This window comes from Falsiroseomonas sp., assembly GCF_051859025.1.
In the GTDB taxonomy this organism is placed as follows: Bacteria; Pseudomonadota; Alphaproteobacteria; order Acetobacterales; family Acetobacteraceae; genus Falsiroseomonas.
Genome location: NZ_JBHYGL010000012.1, coordinates 372,947 through 388,373 on the forward strand (window position 1 = coordinate 372,947; position 15,427 = coordinate 388,373).

Here is a 15,427-nt window from a genome sequence, read left to right on the forward strand (position 1 = left end):
AAGTCACGCTCCAAGAACAAGGGCGTGGTCGCAAAGCTCCACTCCCGCATCGTGCGAGGGAAGGGCGGTTACGGCGTCCCATGGGACGCATCCTCAATGCGACGAAACTGAACCCGCCGGCGTGGCGCTGTTCACGCGGCCCCGAAATGAAGAAGCTATCGGACTTGTTCTTTTTGTGTTCCCCGCCATTCTGCGCGGATGCACCCCCGCCCCCGAACACTGTCCCCTTCCGCGCGAGTGGATGCCCTGGCCGCTGTCGAGGCCACGCGCCGCGCCTGCATCCGCGTTTGTGCCGAAGCGAAGATCGATGGCGTCGAGTATGAGGCCACCGGGAAGGCTATCGAGGCGCTTGACGGGCTTGCGGGGGCGCTGACTGGCAACCCGGAGCTATTCTGCCCGAAGCCCAACGGCGTAGCGTCAGGGGGCTGACTGGCGATGACTCGCGCCCCTATCCTCGCCCTGTTCCTTCTGTTCTCTCCGCCCGCGCTGGCCGATGCCTGTCGTTGGCGGGAGCCGCCACGAACCTACCCCGGCGGGCTCGCCTGGAACTGCGCGGCGATCCGGTGGGCCGATGGCGACACGTTGACCGTCCGTTGCGCCGGGCAACCCGCGTTGATCCGGGTGCGACTGCGCGGGGTGGATACGGTGGAGCGGGGCCATCCAAGGTGGCGCGCCGCACGGCTGCAACTGCGGCGGAGGACGGAAGCGGCCCCGCTGGTGATCCTGCCGCATCATGGAAGCCATAACCGGGTGGTGGCCACGGTCCTGGCCAATGGGCGCGACGTAGGGCGGGCCATGGATGCGGCGGGTTGGTCCAAGCGGGATTGCCCACGACGCTAGGGCGGTGACGCTCGCGGCACCTTGTGGGCTGATGTGTGGGCCATGGCCTGGATTGCGTTCAGAGCCGCGCCTCGCGAGCCGCCGGGGCGCGGCAGAGCGACCGGACCTTTCCGGCTGCGCTGTCCGGTCAATGTCAGGCCAGCGGGCAGCGCCAGAACCCGCGAATTGGTGGCAACTGGCGGAAGGGCGTGGTGCCGGGTGAGGGGATCGAACCCCCGACCTTCGGTTTACAAAACCGCTGCACTACCGCTGTGCTAACCCGGCCACCGCCGCAGCACTAGCGCGCCCTGGCCGCGCGCTCAACCGGTTCGGCGCCGCCGCGCCATCCTCGAATCGGTCGCGCGGTCACGGGCTTTTGTCCGGGGCCCCGGCATCGCCGCCGCCGCTGCCGCGTCATGCGCGACGGTACTGCGGGAATTTCGCCACATGGTTCCGGTTCTTCTGCGCCAGGGTGGCTCGCGCGCCGCCCTGGCCATCGTCCTGCTCGTCGCTGCCCTGGCGGTGGGTGCGGGCGCCGTGTTGCGCTCCGCCGAGTATGACGAGGGCTATACGAGCCTCGTCACCTCCCCCGTCCCACGCCCTGCCTGGCCCGAGGGCGTCTTCACGCCGCGCGACGTCGCCCCGGTGCTGGAGGCGGTGGTCCCGCCGGCGGCGGTGGCGCGGCAGTTGCGGGAGACGGATGTGCACCCGCCGCTGTATTTCTGGACCGCCGGCCTGCTGCGCCAGGCGGGGTTCACGGATCTGGGCGCGCTGCGGGCCTTCTCCGTGCTCTGCGCCGTCGCGGCTGTCGCGGCCTTCATGGCGGCGGCGCGGGTGGCGGGGATTCCGCCGCTGGCGGCGGGGTTGCTGACGGCGCTGTCCTATGGCTTCGCCTATACCGGCGGCGTAGCGCGCGGCTTCGCGCTGGCGCATCTGCTGCTGGGCCTGGCGGCGCTGGCGGTGGTGGTGGCCTGGCGGCGCGGCAGCAGCTGGGCGGGCCTGGTCGCCGCGGGCGCGGCGGGCCTCGCGGCCGGGCTGGCCAGCTTCACCAACTACCTCGCGGCCTTTCCGGCGGCGGCGCTGCTGGGGTGGCTGCTGGTCGCGCCCGGCCTCGGCTGGGCGCGGGTGAAACTGCTGGCGGTGGCGGTGGTGCCGTTCCTGGCGCTGCAGGCGGCGAACCTCTCCTACTTCCTGCCCCAACGCGGCAGCCGGCCGGAGCAGTTCGAGCCCTTCGCCCCGCTGCCCGCGCTGAAGCTGCTGGGCCAGTTCAACGCCGCCAATCTGTTCGGCGGCCTGCCCCTTTATGCCGAGGGATCTGGCCGCATCATGCTCGGCGCGGCGCTGGCCGGGCTGCTGCTGGCCGGCGCGATCGCTGTCGCCTGGCGCTGGCGGGGGCTTGGCCCGACGCGCTGGCTGTGGCTCGGCGCCTTCGCGGCGCCCTCGGCGGGGCTGCTGCTGCTGGGCGCGCTAGCCGGGAATACCCCGGTGGAACTGCGCTACCTCGCCTTCGCCGCGCCCTTCGCGGCGCTGCTGCTGGCGGGGGCGGGGGGCACGGTGGCGCAGCGCCATCCTCGCGCGGCGCTGGCGGGCCTGGCGGCGTTGCTGGCCGTGCAGGGGGCGGGCATCGCTGGCATGGCGCTGCACCCTGCCACGCGCCAAGCCTATCGCGATGCCCTGGCCGTGCTGGCGCCGGCGCTGGGGCCGGATGCGCTACTGCTGGTGCCGCGCGGCAATGATGGCGTGGGCATCGTCGTCGCCACGCTGCGCGAAGCGCCGCCCGCCCAGCCGATGCTGCTGCTGCGGGACGGCGCGAAGCTGGCGCCGGAGGCCGCCGCCTATCCCCGCCTGGTGGTGCTGGGCATCACGGATCGCGACGGCGCGCGGCAGGTGGAGGCCACCCTGACCGCGCTGCGGGCCGACCCCGCCTGGCGGGAGGCTGCCTCCCTTTGGCGCGATGCGCGGCGGGGCTTCGCGGCCTGGGTGTTCCAGGCCGCGCCGGCCACGGCCTCAGGCGTGGCCGACCTGCCCGAAGGCATCGTCATTGGTCGCGCGCACCACGGCGGCGAAAAGCCGTAGGGCATCCGGCCCGCCGCGATCGGAAAGCGTGCCGCTTTCCATCTCCTCGGCCAGCATCTCGGCATGTTCCGCAAGTGTCTCCGCCGCGCGGCGCAGGGCCTCGCGCGACAGCACGAGTTGCAGATCCTCGGGGAGGTTGTTCCAGTTGGCGATTCGCATGGCTTTCCCGTGAAAGGATGCCTTTCTGGCGAGTCGCCGCCCGGGTGGTCGCGGCATCAGCAGAATGCCCGATTCGGGTTGCGCGATGATGAATGCGCGCGACCCGTCACGCAGCCGTCAGATGAATTCCAGCGAGACCTTCCCCAGCGTGTCGAAATCCACCAGCACCGTCGCCGGGCCCTCGATCCAGGCGGGCGGCGTGACGGAGCCGAGGAACACCACCTGGCCCGCCTTCAGCCCGCCGAAGACCTGCGCGGCGCCGGAGCCCGCGAGCCAGGCCAGCGCCTCCATCGGATGGCCGAGGAGATCGGCGCCGACGCCTTCGCCATAGAGGCTGCCATCGATTTCCATCCGCCCCCGCGTGGCGCCGAGGTCGAGGTCCCGCCAGCCTTCGCGCGGCGTGCCCAGCACGCCGCCGGCATGGAAGACCTGGTCCGCGATCAGCGTCGGCGTGCCGAGCGCACCCAGGTCGCCATAGCGCTTTTCCACGATCTCGATGGCGGCAAACACCTCCGCTACCGCGGCCGCGGCCTGGTCCCGCGTGCAGGGGCCGAAGGGGATGTCGGCGCCGAGCCGCAGCCCGACCTCGCATTCCACGCCGGGGTTCACGAAATCCGCGAAGCGCAGGCGCGCCGGCGTGGCGTGCAGGCCGGCGGCGGGCACGAAGCCGGCCGCGGGGCCGGTCAGGCCGAGATAGGCCTGCATCTGCTTCGTCGTCGCGCCGATCTTGAAGCCGGCGGGCGGCACTGCGCCCATCGCGGCCGCGACCTCATGCTGCGCGGCATAGCCCGCCGCCGCATCCGCCGGCGCCGCATCGCCAAGCGGGACGAGCGGCCGGCGCCCGTGGCGGGCTTCCAGGATGGCGGTGGCGGCGCGGCTGGTCATTCCTCGGTTTCCTCTTCCTCGCCGGTCGTGTCGGGCTCCGCCACGGCCACCGGTTCCGGCCCGCCGCGCGCGATCTCGTAGAGTGCCACGGCCGTGGCCGCGGCGACGTTCAGGCTTTCGACACCGGGCGCCATGGGCAGGCGCACCAGCTCGTCGCAGGTCTCCCGTTGCAGGCGGCGCAGCCCGGCATCCTCCGCGCCCAGCACCAGCACCATGCGCCGGTCGCGCGTCACGCCCTCGGCCAGCGTGCGCTTGCCTTCGCCCGCCAGGCCCAGCACCCAGAAGCCGGCGCGTTGCAGGGCGACGATGGCGCGGGAGAGGTTCACCTCCCGCGCGATTGGCACGAGTTCCAGGGCGCCGGAGGCCGCGCGGGCCAGCGCGCCCGTTTCCGGCGGCGCGTGGCGGTCCTGCATGACGACGCAGGCGGCGCCGAAGGCGGCGGCGGATCGCAGGATGGCGCCGACATTGCGGGGGTCCGTCACCTGGTCCAGCACCAGCACGGGGCCGGTGCGGGTGGCGATGCAATCCTCCAGCGGCAAGGGGGGCAGGGGCTCCGTCAGCAGGGCGGCGCCCTGGTGGATCGAATCCTCCGGCAGGAAGGTCTGGAAGCGGTTCTTCTCGACCCGCTCCGCCGTCAGGCGCCAGGGCTTCGGGAAGCTTTCCTCGAGTGCCGCCTCGGCCTCGATGGTCAGCAGCAGGCGGCGCGGGCGGCGGCGGGGATTGGCCAGCGCGGCGCCCACGGCATGCAGGCCGTGCAGCCAGATCGTCCCGCCCGGTGCCGCATCGCGCTGGATCGCGGCCTGGGTGGGGCGGGGCAGCTTCACCGGGACGGTGGGTTCCACCGCGCGGGGCTTCACATCGCCCATGCCGCGCCGGTCGCGGCCACGCGGCGCGGGGGCGCCCTCGGCGTCCTCGCGGGGCGCGCGGAGCGGGGTGGGGAAGCCGGTGACCTCTCGCACCGGCCGGGGCCGGTCTTCGCGGGGGCGATCCTCGCGGGGCCGTTCGGCCTGGGCGGGACGGGGGCGATCATCGCGCGTCGGGCGGGCGCGGTCGTCGCGGGGCGGGCGAGGACGTTCATCGCGGTTCGTGCGAGGGCGGTCGTCGCGCGTGGGGCGGGGACGTTCGTCGCGCGTCGGCCGCGGGCGATCTTCCCGTGCGGCGCGAGGGCCATCATCCCGCGTCGGGCGGGGGCGCTCGTCCCGCGTCGGGCGGGGGCGCTCGTCCCGCGCCGGGCGGGGGCGCTCGTCCCGCGTCGGCCGCGGGCGGTCATCCCGGGCGGCCTCGCCCCCCTTCTGGCGATGCGGCTTGCCGACCAGCGGGCGGGGGCCGAAGCGGCTGGGGCGTTCCGCGCCATCCGAATCGGGCCGGCCTTCGCCGCGCGATGGGCGGGCGGCGCCGCGTGGAGCGCCCTTGCCAGCCCCCTTGCTAGCCCTTTGGGGGGTCCCTCGGGACGCCCCATCCGGGGAAGGGCGACGGGGCGAACGAGGAGGGGTGGACGGGGTACGGGCCATGCAGCCCATGTCGCGCGCCCGGGGCACCCTGTCCAGCACTTCGGCCGGTTATCGCCCAGGGCGCCGTTGACAGCGGACCCGGGACCGGGCAAAGCCCCGCCCGCTCAAGCTGGCAGGTCCGGGACGGACTGCGGAGGGGTGCCCGAGTGGCTAAAGGGGGCGGACTGTAAATCCGCTGGCTCAGCCTACGTTGGTTCGAATCCAACCCCCTCCATATCTCCCCAGGCCCGCCGCGCATGAGGCGCAACCCGGAACCACCGGGCGGCGCAGCGCCGCATTCCGGCGTCGCGGCGCGGGTGTAGCTCAATGGTAGAGCACCAGCCTTCCAAGCTGGCTACGGGGGTTCGATTCCCCTCACCCGCTCCACGCGGGCTGGCGGGGCTCGGTCTGCGCGCGGGACAGCAACAGATCTCCGGGACAGCCCCGGGCGAGAGCGGGAACAGGGCAGATGGCCAAGGCGAAATTCGAGCGGAACAAGCCGCACTGCAATATCGGCACGATCGGGCATGTGGACCATGGGAAGACGTCGCTGACGGCGGCGATCACCAAGATCCTGGCGAAGACGGGCGGCGCGACGTTCACGGCGTACGACCAGATCGACAAGGCGCCGGAGGAGAAGGCGCGCGGCATCACGATCTCGACGGCTCACGTTGAGTACGAGACGGCGAACCGCCACTACGCGCATGTCGACTGCCCCGGCCACGCCGACTACGTGAAGAACATGATCACGGGCGCGGCGCAGATGGACGGCGCGATCCTGGTGGTGTCGGCGGCCGATGGCCCGATGCCGCAGACGCGTGAGCACATCCTGCTGGCGCGCCAGGTCGGCGTGCCGGCGCTGGTGGTGTTCCTGAACAAGATGGACCTGGCCGATCCGGACCTGGTGGAACTGGTGGAGATGGAGGTGCGCGAGCTGCTCTCCTCCTACAAGTTCCCGGGCGACGACATCCCGATCATCAAGGGCTCGGCGGTCGCGGCGCTGGAAGACAAGACGCCCGAGATCGGCGAGAAGGCGATCCTGGAGCTGATGGCGGCGGTGGACAGCTACATCCCGCAGCCCGAGCGTCCGGTCGACCTGCCCTTCCTGATGCCGATCGAGGACGTGTTCTCGATCTCCGGCCGCGGGACGGTGGTGACGGGCCGCGTGGAGCGCGGGATCGTCAAGGTCGGCGAGGAAGTGGAGATCATCGGCCTGAAGGACACCGTGAAGACGGTGGTGACGGGCGTGGAGATGTTCCGCAAGCTGCTGGACAGCGGGCAGGCGGGCGACAACATCGGCGCGCTGCTGCGCGGCACGAAGCGTGAAGACGTGGAGCGCGGGCAGGTGCTGGCGAAGCCCGGCTCGATCACGCCGCACACCGGCTTCAAGGCCGAGGCGTACATCCTGACGAAGGAAGAAGGCGGGCGTCACACGCCGTTCTTCACGAACTACCGTCCGCAGTTCTACTTCCGGACGACGGACGTGACGGGGATCGTGAAGCTGCCGGAAGGCGTCGAGATGGTGATGCCGGGCGACAACATCACGATGGATGTGGAGCTGATCGCGCCGATCGCGATGGACCAGGGCCTGCGCTTCGCGATCCGCGAAGGCGGCCGGACCGTCGGCGCCGGCGTCGTCGCCCAGATCGTCAAGTAAGCGGCGACGCGAAGGGATACGGGCCAGAGCGCCATGGACAGCCAGAACATCCGCATTCGCCTCAAGGCGTTCGATCACCGCGTGCTCGATGGCAGCACGCGGGAGATCGTCAACACGGCCAAGCGGACGGGTGCGCGGGTGCGCGGGCCCATCCCGCTGCCGACGCAGATCGAGCGTTTCACCGTCAACCGTTCGCCGCACGTCGACAAGAAGTCGCGCGAGCAGTTCGAGATCCGCACGCACCGTCGCCTGCTCGACATCGTCGACCCCACCCCGCAGACCGTGGACGCGCTGATGAAGCTCGACCTCGCCTCCGGCGTGGACGTCGAGATCAAGCTCTGAGCGGCGGGAGAGGATAGTACCATGCCCGCCCAAGTGGGTCGCACCGGGCTGATCGCCCGCAAGCTGGGGATGACCCGGCTGTTCAATGAGGACGGCTCGACCGTCCCCGTCACTGTCCTGCACCTCGATGAGGTGCGGGTGATCGCGCAGCGGACTGCCGAGAAGGATGGCTACGTCGCCCTCCAGGTCGGCATCGGCCGCGCGAAGCCGAAGAACGTGACGAAGCCCCAGAAGGGCCATTTCGCGAAGGCTGGCGTCGAGGCGCCGCGCAAGACCGTCGAGTTCCGCGTCGCTGACGACGCGGTGCTGGCGCCTGGCGCGAAGCTCTCGGTCGAGCATTTCGTGAAGGGCCAGAAGGTCGATGTCACCGGCGTGACGAAGGGCAAGGGTTTTGCCGGCGCGATGAAGCGCTGGAACTTCTCGGGCCTCGAAGCCTCTCACGGCGTGTCGATCAGCCACCGTTCGCACGGCTCCACCGGCAACCGCCAGGATCCGGGCAAGACCTTCAAGAACAAGAAGATGGCCGGCCATCTCGGCGTTGAGCGCGTGACCACCCAGAACCTGGTGATCGCGGGCCACGATGCGGAGCGCGGCCTGCTGCTGGTCAAGGGCGCGATCCCGGGTGCCACGGGCAGCTACGTGCTGGTGAAGGACGCTGTGAAGCGCGCCCGCCACGCCGATGCGCCGTACCCCGCTGGTCTGGCGGCCGAAGCCGGGGCGCAGGGGTAAGATCATGGCGATCCAGGTTCCCGTCATCACGCTCGACAACGCCCCCGCGGGCGAGATCGAGCTGCCGGAGGCGCTGTTCGGCGCCGCGCCGCGCGCCGACATCATGGCCCGTGTGGTCCACTGGCAGCTGGCCAAGCGCCGCGCCGGTACCCACAAGGCCAAGGGCATGGGCGAGGTCTCCGGCACGACCAAGAAGCCCTATCGTCAGAAGGGCACGGGCAATGCCCGTCAGGGCTCTCTGCGTGCGCCGCAGTACCGCAAGGGTGGCGTCGTGCACGGCCCCGTGGTGCGCAGCCACGCCTACAGCCTGAACAAGAAGGTCCGTCGCCTCGGCCTGATCAGCGCGCTCTCCGCCAAGCAGGCGGCCGGCAAGCTGGTGGTGCTCGATGCCGCCGCGGCCGGCGAGGGTGCGAAGACCGCGGCCCTGGCCGCCCAGCTGAAGAAGCTCGGCTGGACCAGCGCCCTGGTGGTGGATGCGACGGTGGATGAGGGTTTCGCCCGCATCACCCGCAACATCCCGAAGGTGCAGGTGATGCCGACGATCGGCGCCAATGTGTACGACATCCTGAACCATGACGTGCTCGCGGTGACGCGCGCCGGCGTGGAGGCCCTGTCGGCGCGCCTGAACGGCTCGGACAAGGAGTCCGCCGAATGAGCGAGACCGCAACCAAGCCGCGCGGCGTCCAGCTGTCGGCGGAGCGCGTCTACCAGGTCATCCTGTCGCCGGTGGTGACGGAGAAGGCGACGCGACTGAATGAGGCCAGCCAGGTCACCTTCAAGGTGACGACGGATGCGACCAAGCCCGAGATCAAGGCGGCGGTCGAGAAGCTGTTCAACGTCAAGGTCGAGGCGGTGAACACGCTGGTCATGAAGGGCAAGACCAAGCGGTTCCGCGGCCGTCCCGGCCAGCGTTCCGATTGGAAGAAGGCGGTGGTGACGCTCCAGGCGGGCCAGACCATCGACCTCACGACGGGGCTTGCGTGACGCCATGGCATTGAAGAACTTCAACCCGGTCACTCCGTCACTGCGCGGCACGGTCCTGGTGGACCGTTCCGACCTGTGGAAGGGCAAGCCGGTCAAGGGGCTGACCGAGGGCAAGTCGCACTCTGGCGGCCGTAACAATCTGGGCCGCACCACGGTCCGGTTCCGGGGCGGCGGACACAAGCAGTCCTACCGCATCGTGGACTTCAAGCGCCGCAAGTTCGACGTCCCCGCGACGGTCGAGCGTCTGGAATACGACCCCAACCGGTCGGCCTGGATCGCGCTGCTGAAGTACGCGGATGGCGAGCTGTCCTACATCATCGCGCCGCAGCGCCTGAAGGCGGGCGACCAGGTGATTGCCGCCGAGAAGGCGGACATCAAGCCTGGCAACGCGATGCCGCTGGCGAACATCCCCGTGGGCACGATCGTGCATTGCGTGGAGCTGAAGCCGGGCGCCGGTGCTAAGGTCGGCCGTTCGGCCGGTACCTACTGCCAGCTGGTCGGCAAGGATGCGGGCTACGCGCAGGTCAAGCTGATGTCCGGGGAGCTCCGCCTGGTGCGCTCCGAGTGCATCGCGACGATCGGCGCCGTGTCCAACCCGGACAACAGCAACCAGCAGATCGGCAAGGCCGGCCGCACGCGGTGGATGGGCTTCCGCCCGCATGTCCGCGGCGTCGTGATGAACCCGGTCGACCACCCGCATGGTGGTGGTGAGGGCCGGACCTCCGGCGGTCGCCACCCGGTCACCCCGTGGGGCAAGCCCACCAAGGGTGCCAAGACCCGTAACAACAAGCGCACGGACCGGCTCATCGTCCGGCGCCGTAACGCGACGAAGGGCTGATCGGCGATGTCGCGCAGCGTCTGGAAGGGGCCGTTCGTTGACGGCTACCTGCTCAACAAGGCAGAGGCGGCCCGTGGTTCGGGGCGGAACGAGATCATCAAGATCTGGTCCCGTCGCAGCACGATCCTGCCGCAGTTCGTCGGCCTGACCTTCGGCGTCTACAACGGGAAGAAGTTCATCCCGGTGCAGGTGAACGAGAACATGGTGGGCCACAAGTTCGGCGAATTCTCGCCGACGCGGACCTTCACCGGCCATTCGGCCGACAAGAAGGCCAAGCGGGGCTGACATGAGCAAGCCGAAGCACGAACGCGGTCTCGAGGAGACCGAGGCGCAGGCGATCACGAAGAACATTCGTGTCAGCCCGCGCAAGCTGAACCTGGTGGCGGGGTTGATCCGCGGCCGCACGGCGCAGGACGCCGTCGCGACGCTGATCTTCTCCAAGCGCCGGATCGCGCAGACCGTCCGCAAGACGCTGGAAAGCGCCATCGCGAACGCCGAGAACAACCACAGCCTGGACGTCGACCGCCTGGTCGTCACCAAGGCCGAGGTCGGGCGCGCCGTGGTGATGAAGCGCTTCCACGCCCGCGGTCGCGGTCGATCGGCGCGCGTCGAGAAGTGGTTCAGCCATCTCAAGATCGTGGTGGCCGAGCAGACGGTGCAGGCGCCGGCGGCACAGCAGGAGGCCGCGTAACATGGGTCACAAAGTCAATCCGATCGGGCTCCGGCTCGGCATCAACCGCACGTGGGACAGCCGCTGGTTCGCCAGCGCCGACTACTCGCGGATGCTGCATGAGGACCTGAAGCTCCGGAAGACGCTGCGCGACCGCCTGAAGGGCGCCGGCGTTTCCCGCGTGGTCATCGAGCGTCCGGCCAAGAAGCCCCGCGTGACGATCCATGCCGCCCGCCCGGGCGTCGTGATCGGCAAGAAGGGCGCGGACATCGAGAACCTCCGCAAGGACCTGGCGAAGATGGCCGGGGCCGAGGTGTCTCTCAACATCGTCGAGATCCGTAAGCCGGAAATCGACAGCACGCTGGTGGCGGAAAGCATCGCGCAGCAGCTGGAGCGCCGCGTGGCCTTCCGCCGCGCGATGAAGCGCGCCGTGCAGTCCGCCATGCGCCTCGGCGCCGGCGGCATCCGCATCAACTGCTCCGGCCGTCTGGGCGGGGCGGAGATCGCGCGCATGGAATGGTACCGCGAGGGCCGCGTGCCCCTGCATACCCTCCGCGCCGATATCGATTTCGGTACCGCGACGGCGAAGACGACCTATGGCACCTGCGGTGTGAAGGTCTGGATCTTCAAGGGCGAGGTGATGGCCCACGATCCGATGGCGCAGGACAAGCGCGCCGCGGAACAGGCCCCGCAGCGCTGAGGAATGATGTGAGATGCTGCAGCCGAAGCGGACTACTTATCGAAAGGCCCACAAGGGCCGCATCAAGGGCGTCGCCAAGGGTGGCTTCACGCTGACCTTCGGCGGTTTCGGCCTGAAGGCGCTGGAGCCCGAGCGGGTGACGGCGCGTCAGATCGAGGCAGCTCGTCGTGCGATCACTCGCGCGATGAAGCGCCAGGGCCGCGTGTGGATCCGGATCTTCCCGGATGTGCCCGTGTCCACCAAGCCGGCCGAAGTCCGAATGGGCTCCGGCAAGGGCGCGCCTGAGTATTGGGTGGCACGGGTGAAGCCGGGCCGCATCATGTTCGAGCTGGACGGCGTCTCCAACGACATCGCACGCGAGGCTCTCGCGCTCGGTGCCGCCAAGCTGCCGATCAAGACGAAGATCGTGACGCGCCTCGGCGCTTCGCCGGCGGAGGCCTGAGATGGCTGAGACCAAGATCGCGGACGTCCGGGCGAAGACCCCGGACGAGCTGCAGGATATGCTGGTTGGCCTTCGGAAGGAGCAGTTCAACCTGCGCTTCCAGCGGGCGACCGGCCAGCTCGAGGCGACGGGCCGCATCAAGCAGGTGCGGCGTGACATCGCGCGGGTGAAGACGATCATGGCCGAGCGCTCCCGCGCTGCGGCGAAACAAGCTTAAGGGGGCCGGACGATGCCGAGGCGCGTCCTCACGGGCCGGGTGGTCAGCGACAAGACCGACAAGACGATCACCGTCCTTGTCGAGCGTCGCGTGATGCATCCGCTCTACAAGAAGTTCATCCGGCGCTCGAAGAAGTATGCCGCGCATGACGAAGCCAACCTGTGCAAGGAAGGCGATGTCGTGTCGATCGAGGAGTGCCGCCCGATCAGCAAGACCAAGAGCTGGCTGGTTGTCGTGCGCAACGGCGCCCCCGTCGAACGGCCGGAGGGCTTCCCCGCCCCCGTCGTCGCGGATTCGCCTGCGACGCAGTCGGCAGCGGTCTGAGGCCGGGAGCAGGACATGATCCAGGTCGAATCCAACCTCGACGTTGCCGACAATTCCGGCGCGCGCCGCGTCCAGTGCATCAAGGTGCTGGGTGGCTCGAAGCGGAAGACGGCGTCCGTCGGCGACGTGATCGTCGTTTCCATCAAGGAAGCGATCCCGCGCGCCAAGGTGAAGAAGGGTGAGGTGCATCGCGCCGTCATCGTCCGCACGTCCTATCCCGTGCGGCGCATCGACGGTTCCGCGATCCGCTTCGACAACAACGCCGCCGTGCTGATCAACAAGCAGGGCGAGCCGATCGGCACCCGTATCTTCGGACCGGTCGTGCGCGAATTGCGCGGCAAGAAGTTCATGAAGATCATCTCGCTGGCGCCGGAGGTCCTGTAAGGCCATGGCCGCTAAGATCAAGAAGGGCGACCGGGTCGAGGTTCTCGCCGGTCGCGACAAGGGCAAGCGGGGCGATGTCATTCGCGTCGTGCCCGAGGAAAATCGCGCCTTCGTGCAGGGCGTGAACATGGTGAAGAAGCACACCAAGCCGCAGGGCATGGGCAAGCCGGGTGGCATCGTCGAGAAGGAGGGGCCGATCAACCTCTCCAACCTGGCGCTGATCGACCCGAGCTCTGACAAGCCCGCCCGCGTCGGCTTCAAGGTGCTTGAGGACGGCCGCAAGGTTCGCGTGGCCCGGCCCTCTGGCGAGGTGATCGACCGATGAGCGACTCGAAGAAGGGCGGCAAGCCCGCCAAGGCCGGGGGCAAGTCCTCTGCCAAGAAGCCTGCGGCGAATGCGGCGGCGGCGAAGGGCGAGCAGCGCGTTGCTCCCGCCCAGGCCGCGGCCGTTGCCAAGGCCGGCCCCGCGGCCGCGTCGCCGGAAGGGCTTCCGCGCCTGCGGAGGTTCTACGACGAGGTCGTGATCAAGCGGCTGTCTGACGAGTTCGGCTACGCGAACGCCATGCAGGTTCCGAAGCTGGAAAAGATCGTCATCAACATGGGCGTGGGCGAGGCCGCCGGCGACCAGAAGAAGCTTGATGCCGCCGTGTCCGACCTGATGGCGATCGCGGGGCAGAAGCCCGTGAAGACCAAGGCCCGCAAGGCCATCGCCGGGTTCAAGATCCGCGAAGGCCAGGCGATCGGCTGCAAGGTCACGCTGCGCAAGGCGCGGATGTACGAATTCCTGGACCGGCTCGTGACGATCGCGATGCCGCGGGTACGTGACTTCCGCGGCCTGCCGGGCAATAAGGGCTTCGACGGCCGTGGCAACTTCGCCATGGGCCTGAAGGAGCAGATCGTGTTCCCCGAAATCAACTACGACAAGGTGGACACGGTTCGCGGCATGGACATCCAGTTCGTGACGACCGCCAAGACCGACAAGGAAGCGAAGGCCCTGCTCAAGGCTTTCGAGCTTCCTTTCGCCAACTGATTTTGGAAAACCGCCCGGCGCTGCCGGGCAGGTTCCGGAGGGTTTAAGACGGCATGGCCAAGACCTCGTCTGTCGAGAAGAACAAGCGTCGTGAGAAGCTGTCGAAGCTGCACGCCGGGAAGCGCGCTGCCCTCAAGGGCATCGTGATGGACCGGACGCTGCCGGTGGAAGAACGCTTTGACGCGACCTTGAAGCTCGCGCAGCTCCCCCGCAACGGTGCGAAGAACCGTGTTCGCCTGCGTTGCGAGCTGACCGGTCGTCCCCGCGGCAACTACCGCAAATTCAAGCTTTGCCGGAACCAGCTCCGGGAGATGGCCAACACCGGCCAGATCCCCGGCCTGGTCAAGGCGAGCTGGTAAGGAGGGCCGCGAATGTCGCTGTCCGATCCGCTGGGTGACCTGCTCACCCGCATCCGCAACGCGCAGAGCGCTCGTCAGAGCCGCTGCGTGGCGCCTGCCTCCAAGCTGCGTGAGAACGTGCTCGAGGTGCTGAAGCGCGAGGGTTACATTCGTGGCTGGGCGACCGAACAGGTCCGCGCCGGCGTGAAGGTGATCAGCATCGAGCTGAAGTATTCCGAGGGCGAACCCGCCATCAAGGAGATCGCTCGCGTCTCCAAGCCTGGCCGGCGTGTCTATTCGAAGATCGCGGAGCTGCCGAAGTTCTACTCCGGCCTCGGCATCTCGATCCTGTCCACGCCGAAGGGCGTGATGAGCGACAATGAGGCTCGCAGCGCCAATGTTGGCGGCGAAGTCCTCTGCCGCGTGTTCTGACGGGAGGGAAAGCATGTCTCGCGTCGGAAAATATCCGGTTCCCGTTCCTGCTGGCGTCCAGGTGGCGCTGCAGGGTCGTACCGTTGTCGCCACGGGCAAGAATGGCGAACTGAAGCTCGACCTGACGGACGAGGTGGATGTCACCATCGATGCCGGCACGGTCGCGGTGGCGCCGCGTGGTGAGGACCGTCGGGCCCGCACCATGTGGGGCACGACCCGCAGCCTGATCCAGAGCATGGTGACGGGCGTCTCCACGGGCTTCACCAAGAACATGGAGATCACCGGTACCGGCTATCGTGCCGCTGTGCAGGGCAAGGACCTGGTCCTCGCGCTCGGCTACAGCCACGAGATCAAGTACGCGATCCCCACGGGCATCAAGATCACCTGCGAGAAGCCGACTTCCATCAAGGTGGAAGGCGCTGACAAGCGCCAGGTCGGTCAGGTTGCGGCGGAGATCCGCGCGTATCGTGGTCCCGAGCCCTATAAGGGCAAGGGCGTGCGGTACACGGACGAGGTGATCCTCCGGAAGGAGGGTAAGAAGAAGTAATGGCCGACAAGAAGCTCGCACTGACGGAGCGCCGCCGTTCGCGGCTGCGCTACCAGCTCAAGCAGAAGTCCGGTGGCCGCGTGCGGCTGTCCGTCTTCCGTTCCGGCAAGCACATCTATGCCCAGGTCATCGACGACAAGCAGGGCCGTACGGTCGCTGCCGCCTCGTCCATGGAAAAGGCGATGCGCGAGGGGCTGAAGACCGGCGCCGACAAGGATGCGGCGACGGCGGTCGGCAAGCTGGTGGCGGAGCGTGCGCTCGCCGCTGGCGTGACCGAGGTGGTGTTCGACCGTGGGCCTTATATCTACCACGGCCGCGTCAAGGCGCTCGCGGAGGCTGCCCGCGAGGGCGGCCTGTCGTTCTGA

General features: G+C 69.1%; 24 protein-coding genes and 3 tRNA genes. 23 read left to right on the forward strand and 4 right to left on the reverse strand.

The genetic code is table 11. The features are described from left to right. Positions 1-435 precede the first annotated feature (435 nt). Complete coding sequence (locus tag ACTIE5_RS13970) at positions 436-840, forward strand: thermonuclease family protein (protein WP_439550313.1); 405 nt, start codon at positions 436-438, stop codon at positions 838-840. 189 nt (positions 841-1,029) lie between these two features. Here ACTIE5_RS13970 and ACTIE5_RS13975 read toward each other — a convergent pair. Then, a tRNA-Thr gene (locus ACTIE5_RS13975) sits at positions 1,030-1,104 on the reverse strand. Between the two features lie 162 nt (positions 1,105-1,266). On the opposite strand from ACTIE5_RS13975, the gene ACTIE5_RS13980 reads away from it, so the two are divergent. Next, positions 1,267-2,895, forward strand: coding sequence for a hypothetical protein (locus ACTIE5_RS13980; protein ID WP_439550314.1), 1,629 nt, complete (start codon positions 1,267-1,269; stop codon positions 2,893-2,895). Here ACTIE5_RS13980 and ACTIE5_RS13985 read toward each other — a convergent pair. The 3 genes from ACTIE5_RS13985 to rlmB all read right to left on the reverse strand — a co-directional run bounded on the left by ACTIE5_RS13985 (position 2,827) and on the right by rlmB (position 4,898). Beyond that, on the reverse strand, positions 2,827-3,054 hold the full coding sequence (locus ACTIE5_RS13985) for a hypothetical protein (protein ID WP_092961097.1): 228 nt from the start codon (positions 3,052-3,054) through the stop codon (positions 2,827-2,829). The two genes, ACTIE5_RS13980 and ACTIE5_RS13985, sit on opposite strands and share 69 nt — an antisense overlap. Before the next feature lie 117 nt (positions 3,055-3,171). After that, positions 3,172-3,939: a 2-keto-4-pentenoate hydratase gene (locus tag ACTIE5_RS13990; protein ID WP_439550315.1), complete on the reverse strand. Its 768-nt coding sequence runs from the start codon at positions 3,937-3,939 to the stop codon at positions 3,172-3,174. Next, a complete protein-coding gene (gene rlmB, locus ACTIE5_RS13995) occupies positions 3,936-4,898 on the reverse strand; it encodes a 23S rRNA (guanosine(2251)-2'-O)-methyltransferase RlmB (protein WP_439550316.1) in 963 nt (320 codons plus the stop codon). Before rlmB ends, ACTIE5_RS13990 begins: the two co-directional genes overlap by 4 nt. 684 nt (positions 4,899-5,582) lie before the next feature. On the opposite strand from rlmB, the gene ACTIE5_RS14000 reads away from it, so the two are divergent. The 21 genes from ACTIE5_RS14000 to rplR all read left to right on the forward strand — a co-directional run bounded on the left by ACTIE5_RS14000 (position 5,583) and on the right by rplR (position 15,427). Next, positions 5,583-5,664, forward strand: a tRNA-Tyr gene (locus tag ACTIE5_RS14000). A 78-nt stretch (positions 5,665-5,742) separates the two neighbouring features. Continuing rightward, a tRNA-Gly gene (locus ACTIE5_RS14005) sits at positions 5,743-5,816 on the forward strand. Positions 5,817-5,898: 82 nt separating this feature from the next. Then, on the forward strand, positions 5,899-7,086 hold the full coding sequence (gene tuf / locus ACTIE5_RS14010) for an elongation factor Tu (RefSeq protein ID WP_439550317.1): 1,188 nt from the start codon (positions 5,899-5,901) through the stop codon (positions 7,084-7,086). Between the two features lie 33 nt (positions 7,087-7,119). Further along, entirely contained in the window at positions 7,120-7,428 is a 309-nt protein-coding gene (gene rpsJ / locus ACTIE5_RS14015) for a 30S ribosomal protein S10 (protein WP_092961082.1), read from the forward strand. A 21-nt stretch (positions 7,429-7,449) separates the two neighbouring features. Next, a complete protein-coding gene (rplC, locus tag ACTIE5_RS14020; RefSeq protein WP_439550318.1) occupies positions 7,450-8,157 on the forward strand; it encodes a 50S ribosomal protein L3 in 708 nt (235 codons plus the stop codon). Between the two features lie 10 nt (positions 8,158-8,167). Continuing rightward, complete coding sequence (gene rplD / locus ACTIE5_RS14025; RefSeq protein ID WP_439550393.1) at positions 8,168-8,812, forward strand: 50S ribosomal protein L4; 645 nt, start codon at positions 8,168-8,170, stop codon at positions 8,810-8,812. After that, positions 8,809-9,141 (forward strand): 50S ribosomal protein L23, encoded by a 333-nt coding sequence (locus tag ACTIE5_RS14030; RefSeq protein WP_092961080.1) that lies wholly within the window; start codon positions 8,809-8,811, stop codon positions 9,139-9,141. The genes rplD and ACTIE5_RS14030 overlap by 4 nt, the downstream gene beginning before the upstream one ends. A gap of 4 nt (positions 9,142-9,145) precedes the next feature. Next, positions 9,146-9,979, forward strand: a complete 834-nt coding sequence (rplB, locus tag ACTIE5_RS14035) for a 50S ribosomal protein L2 (protein WP_439550319.1) — start codon at positions 9,146-9,148, stop codon at positions 9,977-9,979. 6 nt (positions 9,980-9,985) lie between these two features. After that, the gene (gene rpsS / locus ACTIE5_RS14040; RefSeq protein WP_092961078.1) at positions 9,986-10,264 is read left to right on the forward strand and encodes a 30S ribosomal protein S19; all 279 of its coding nucleotides are present in this window, start codon (positions 9,986-9,988) and stop codon (positions 10,262-10,264) included. A gap of 1 nt (position 10,265) precedes the next feature. Beyond that, positions 10,266-10,670 carry a 50S ribosomal protein L22 gene (gene rplV, locus ACTIE5_RS14045; RefSeq protein ID WP_092961077.1) on the forward strand — a complete coding sequence of 135 codons (405 nt, stop codon included), beginning with the start codon at positions 10,266-10,268 and terminating at the stop codon, positions 10,668-10,670. Position 10,671: 1 nt separating this feature from the next. Next, the gene (gene rpsC, locus ACTIE5_RS14050; RefSeq protein WP_164698145.1) at positions 10,672-11,349 is read left to right on the forward strand and encodes a 30S ribosomal protein S3; all 678 of its coding nucleotides are present in this window, start codon (positions 10,672-10,674) and stop codon (positions 11,347-11,349) included. 13 nt (positions 11,350-11,362) lie between these two features. Continuing rightward, on the forward strand, positions 11,363-11,791 hold the full coding sequence (gene rplP, locus ACTIE5_RS14055) for a 50S ribosomal protein L16 (RefSeq protein ID WP_092961075.1): 429 nt from the start codon (positions 11,363-11,365) through the stop codon (positions 11,789-11,791). Between the two features lies 1 nt (position 11,792). Beyond that, a complete protein-coding gene (gene rpmC, locus ACTIE5_RS14060) occupies positions 11,793-12,008 on the forward strand; it encodes a 50S ribosomal protein L29 (protein ID WP_092961074.1) in 216 nt (71 codons plus the stop codon). Positions 12,009-12,020: 12 nt separating this feature from the next. Continuing rightward, positions 12,021-12,332, forward strand: coding sequence for a 30S ribosomal protein S17 (rpsQ, locus tag ACTIE5_RS14065; protein WP_439550320.1), 312 nt, complete (start codon positions 12,021-12,023; stop codon positions 12,330-12,332). Positions 12,333-12,347: 15 nt separating this feature from the next. Further along, complete coding sequence (rplN, locus tag ACTIE5_RS14070) at positions 12,348-12,716, forward strand: 50S ribosomal protein L14 (RefSeq protein ID WP_092961072.1); 369 nt, start codon at positions 12,348-12,350, stop codon at positions 12,714-12,716. Between the two features lie 4 nt (positions 12,717-12,720). Then, on the forward strand, positions 12,721-13,041 hold the full coding sequence (rplX, locus tag ACTIE5_RS14075) for a 50S ribosomal protein L24 (RefSeq protein ID WP_439550321.1): 321 nt from the start codon (positions 12,721-12,723) through the stop codon (positions 13,039-13,041). A 170-nt stretch (positions 13,042-13,211) separates the two neighbouring features. Beyond that, entirely contained in the window at positions 13,212-13,745 is a 534-nt protein-coding gene (gene rplE, locus ACTIE5_RS14080; protein ID WP_439550394.1) for a 50S ribosomal protein L5, read from the forward strand. A gap of 53 nt (positions 13,746-13,798) precedes the next feature. Further along, a complete protein-coding gene (rpsN, locus tag ACTIE5_RS14085; RefSeq protein ID WP_439550322.1) occupies positions 13,799-14,104 on the forward strand; it encodes a 30S ribosomal protein S14 in 306 nt (101 codons plus the stop codon). 12 nt (positions 14,105-14,116) lie between these two features. Next, positions 14,117-14,515, forward strand: a complete 399-nt coding sequence (rpsH, locus tag ACTIE5_RS14090) for a 30S ribosomal protein S8 (RefSeq protein WP_439550323.1) — start codon at positions 14,117-14,119, stop codon at positions 14,513-14,515. Positions 14,516-14,528: 13 nt separating this feature from the next. After that, complete coding sequence (gene rplF, locus ACTIE5_RS14095; RefSeq protein ID WP_439550324.1) at positions 14,529-15,062, forward strand: 50S ribosomal protein L6; 534 nt, start codon at positions 14,529-14,531, stop codon at positions 15,060-15,062. Next, complete coding sequence (gene rplR, locus ACTIE5_RS14100) at positions 15,062-15,427, forward strand: 50S ribosomal protein L18 (protein ID WP_439550325.1); 366 nt, start codon at positions 15,062-15,064, stop codon at positions 15,425-15,427. Before rplF ends, rplR begins: the two co-directional genes overlap by 1 nt.

Bases quoted from the DNA above. Each gene is read 5' to 3' on its own strand.
- tuf (WP_439550317.1), top strand. From the start codon at position 5,899: ATGGCCAAGGCGAAATTCGAGCGGAACAAGCCGCACTGCAATATCGGC.
- ACTIE5_RS13990 (WP_439550315.1), bottom strand. From the start codon at position 3,939: ATGACCAGCCGCGCCGCCACCGCCATCCTGGAAGCCCGCCACGGGCGC.
- rplC (WP_439550318.1), top strand. From the start codon at position 7,450: ATGCCCGCCCAAGTGGGTCGCACCGGGCTGATCGCCCGCAAGCTGGGG.
- rplR (WP_439550325.1), top strand. From the start codon at position 15,062: ATGGCCGACAAGAAGCTCGCACTGACGGAGCGCCGCCGTTCGCGGCTG.
- rplF (WP_439550324.1), top strand. From the start codon at position 14,529: ATGTCTCGCGTCGGAAAATATCCGGTTCCCGTTCCTGCTGGCGTCCAG.
- rplB (WP_439550319.1), top strand. From the start codon at position 9,146: ATGGCATTGAAGAACTTCAACCCGGTCACTCCGTCACTGCGCGGCACG.
- rpsQ (WP_439550320.1), top strand. From the start codon at position 12,021: ATGCCGAGGCGCGTCCTCACGGGCCGGGTGGTCAGCGACAAGACCGAC.
- rpsN (WP_439550322.1), top strand. From the start codon at position 13,799: ATGGCCAAGACCTCGTCTGTCGAGAAGAACAAGCGTCGTGAGAAGCTG.
- ACTIE5_RS13970 (WP_439550313.1), top strand. From the start codon at position 436: ATGACTCGCGCCCCTATCCTCGCCCTGTTCCTTCTGTTCTCTCCGCCC.
- rpsJ (WP_092961082.1), top strand. From the start codon at position 7,120: ATGGACAGCCAGAACATCCGCATTCGCCTCAAGGCGTTCGATCACCGC.
- rplN (WP_092961072.1), top strand. From the start codon at position 12,348: ATGATCCAGGTCGAATCCAACCTCGACGTTGCCGACAATTCCGGCGCG.
- ACTIE5_RS13985 (WP_092961097.1), bottom strand. From the start codon at position 3,054: ATGCGAATCGCCAACTGGAACAACCTCCCCGAGGATCTGCAACTCGTG.
- rplX (WP_439550321.1), top strand. From the start codon at position 12,721: ATGGCCGCTAAGATCAAGAAGGGCGACCGGGTCGAGGTTCTCGCCGGT.
- rpsH (WP_439550323.1), top strand. From the start codon at position 14,117: ATGTCGCTGTCCGATCCGCTGGGTGACCTGCTCACCCGCATCCGCAAC.
- rpmC (WP_092961074.1), top strand. From the start codon at position 11,793: ATGGCTGAGACCAAGATCGCGGACGTCCGGGCGAAGACCCCGGACGAG.
- rpsS (WP_092961078.1), top strand. From the start codon at position 9,986: ATGTCGCGCAGCGTCTGGAAGGGGCCGTTCGTTGACGGCTACCTGCTC.
- ACTIE5_RS13980 (WP_439550314.1), top strand. From the start codon at position 1,267: ATGGTTCCGGTTCTTCTGCGCCAGGGTGGCTCGCGCGCCGCCCTGGCC.
- rplV (WP_092961077.1), top strand. From the start codon at position 10,266: ATGAGCAAGCCGAAGCACGAACGCGGTCTCGAGGAGACCGAGGCGCAG.
- rplP (WP_092961075.1), top strand. From the start codon at position 11,363: ATGCTGCAGCCGAAGCGGACTACTTATCGAAAGGCCCACAAGGGCCGC.
- ACTIE5_RS14030 (WP_092961080.1), top strand. From the start codon at position 8,809: ATGAGCGAGACCGCAACCAAGCCGCGCGGCGTCCAGCTGTCGGCGGAG.
- rpsC (WP_164698145.1), top strand. From the start codon at position 10,672: ATGGGTCACAAAGTCAATCCGATCGGGCTCCGGCTCGGCATCAACCGC.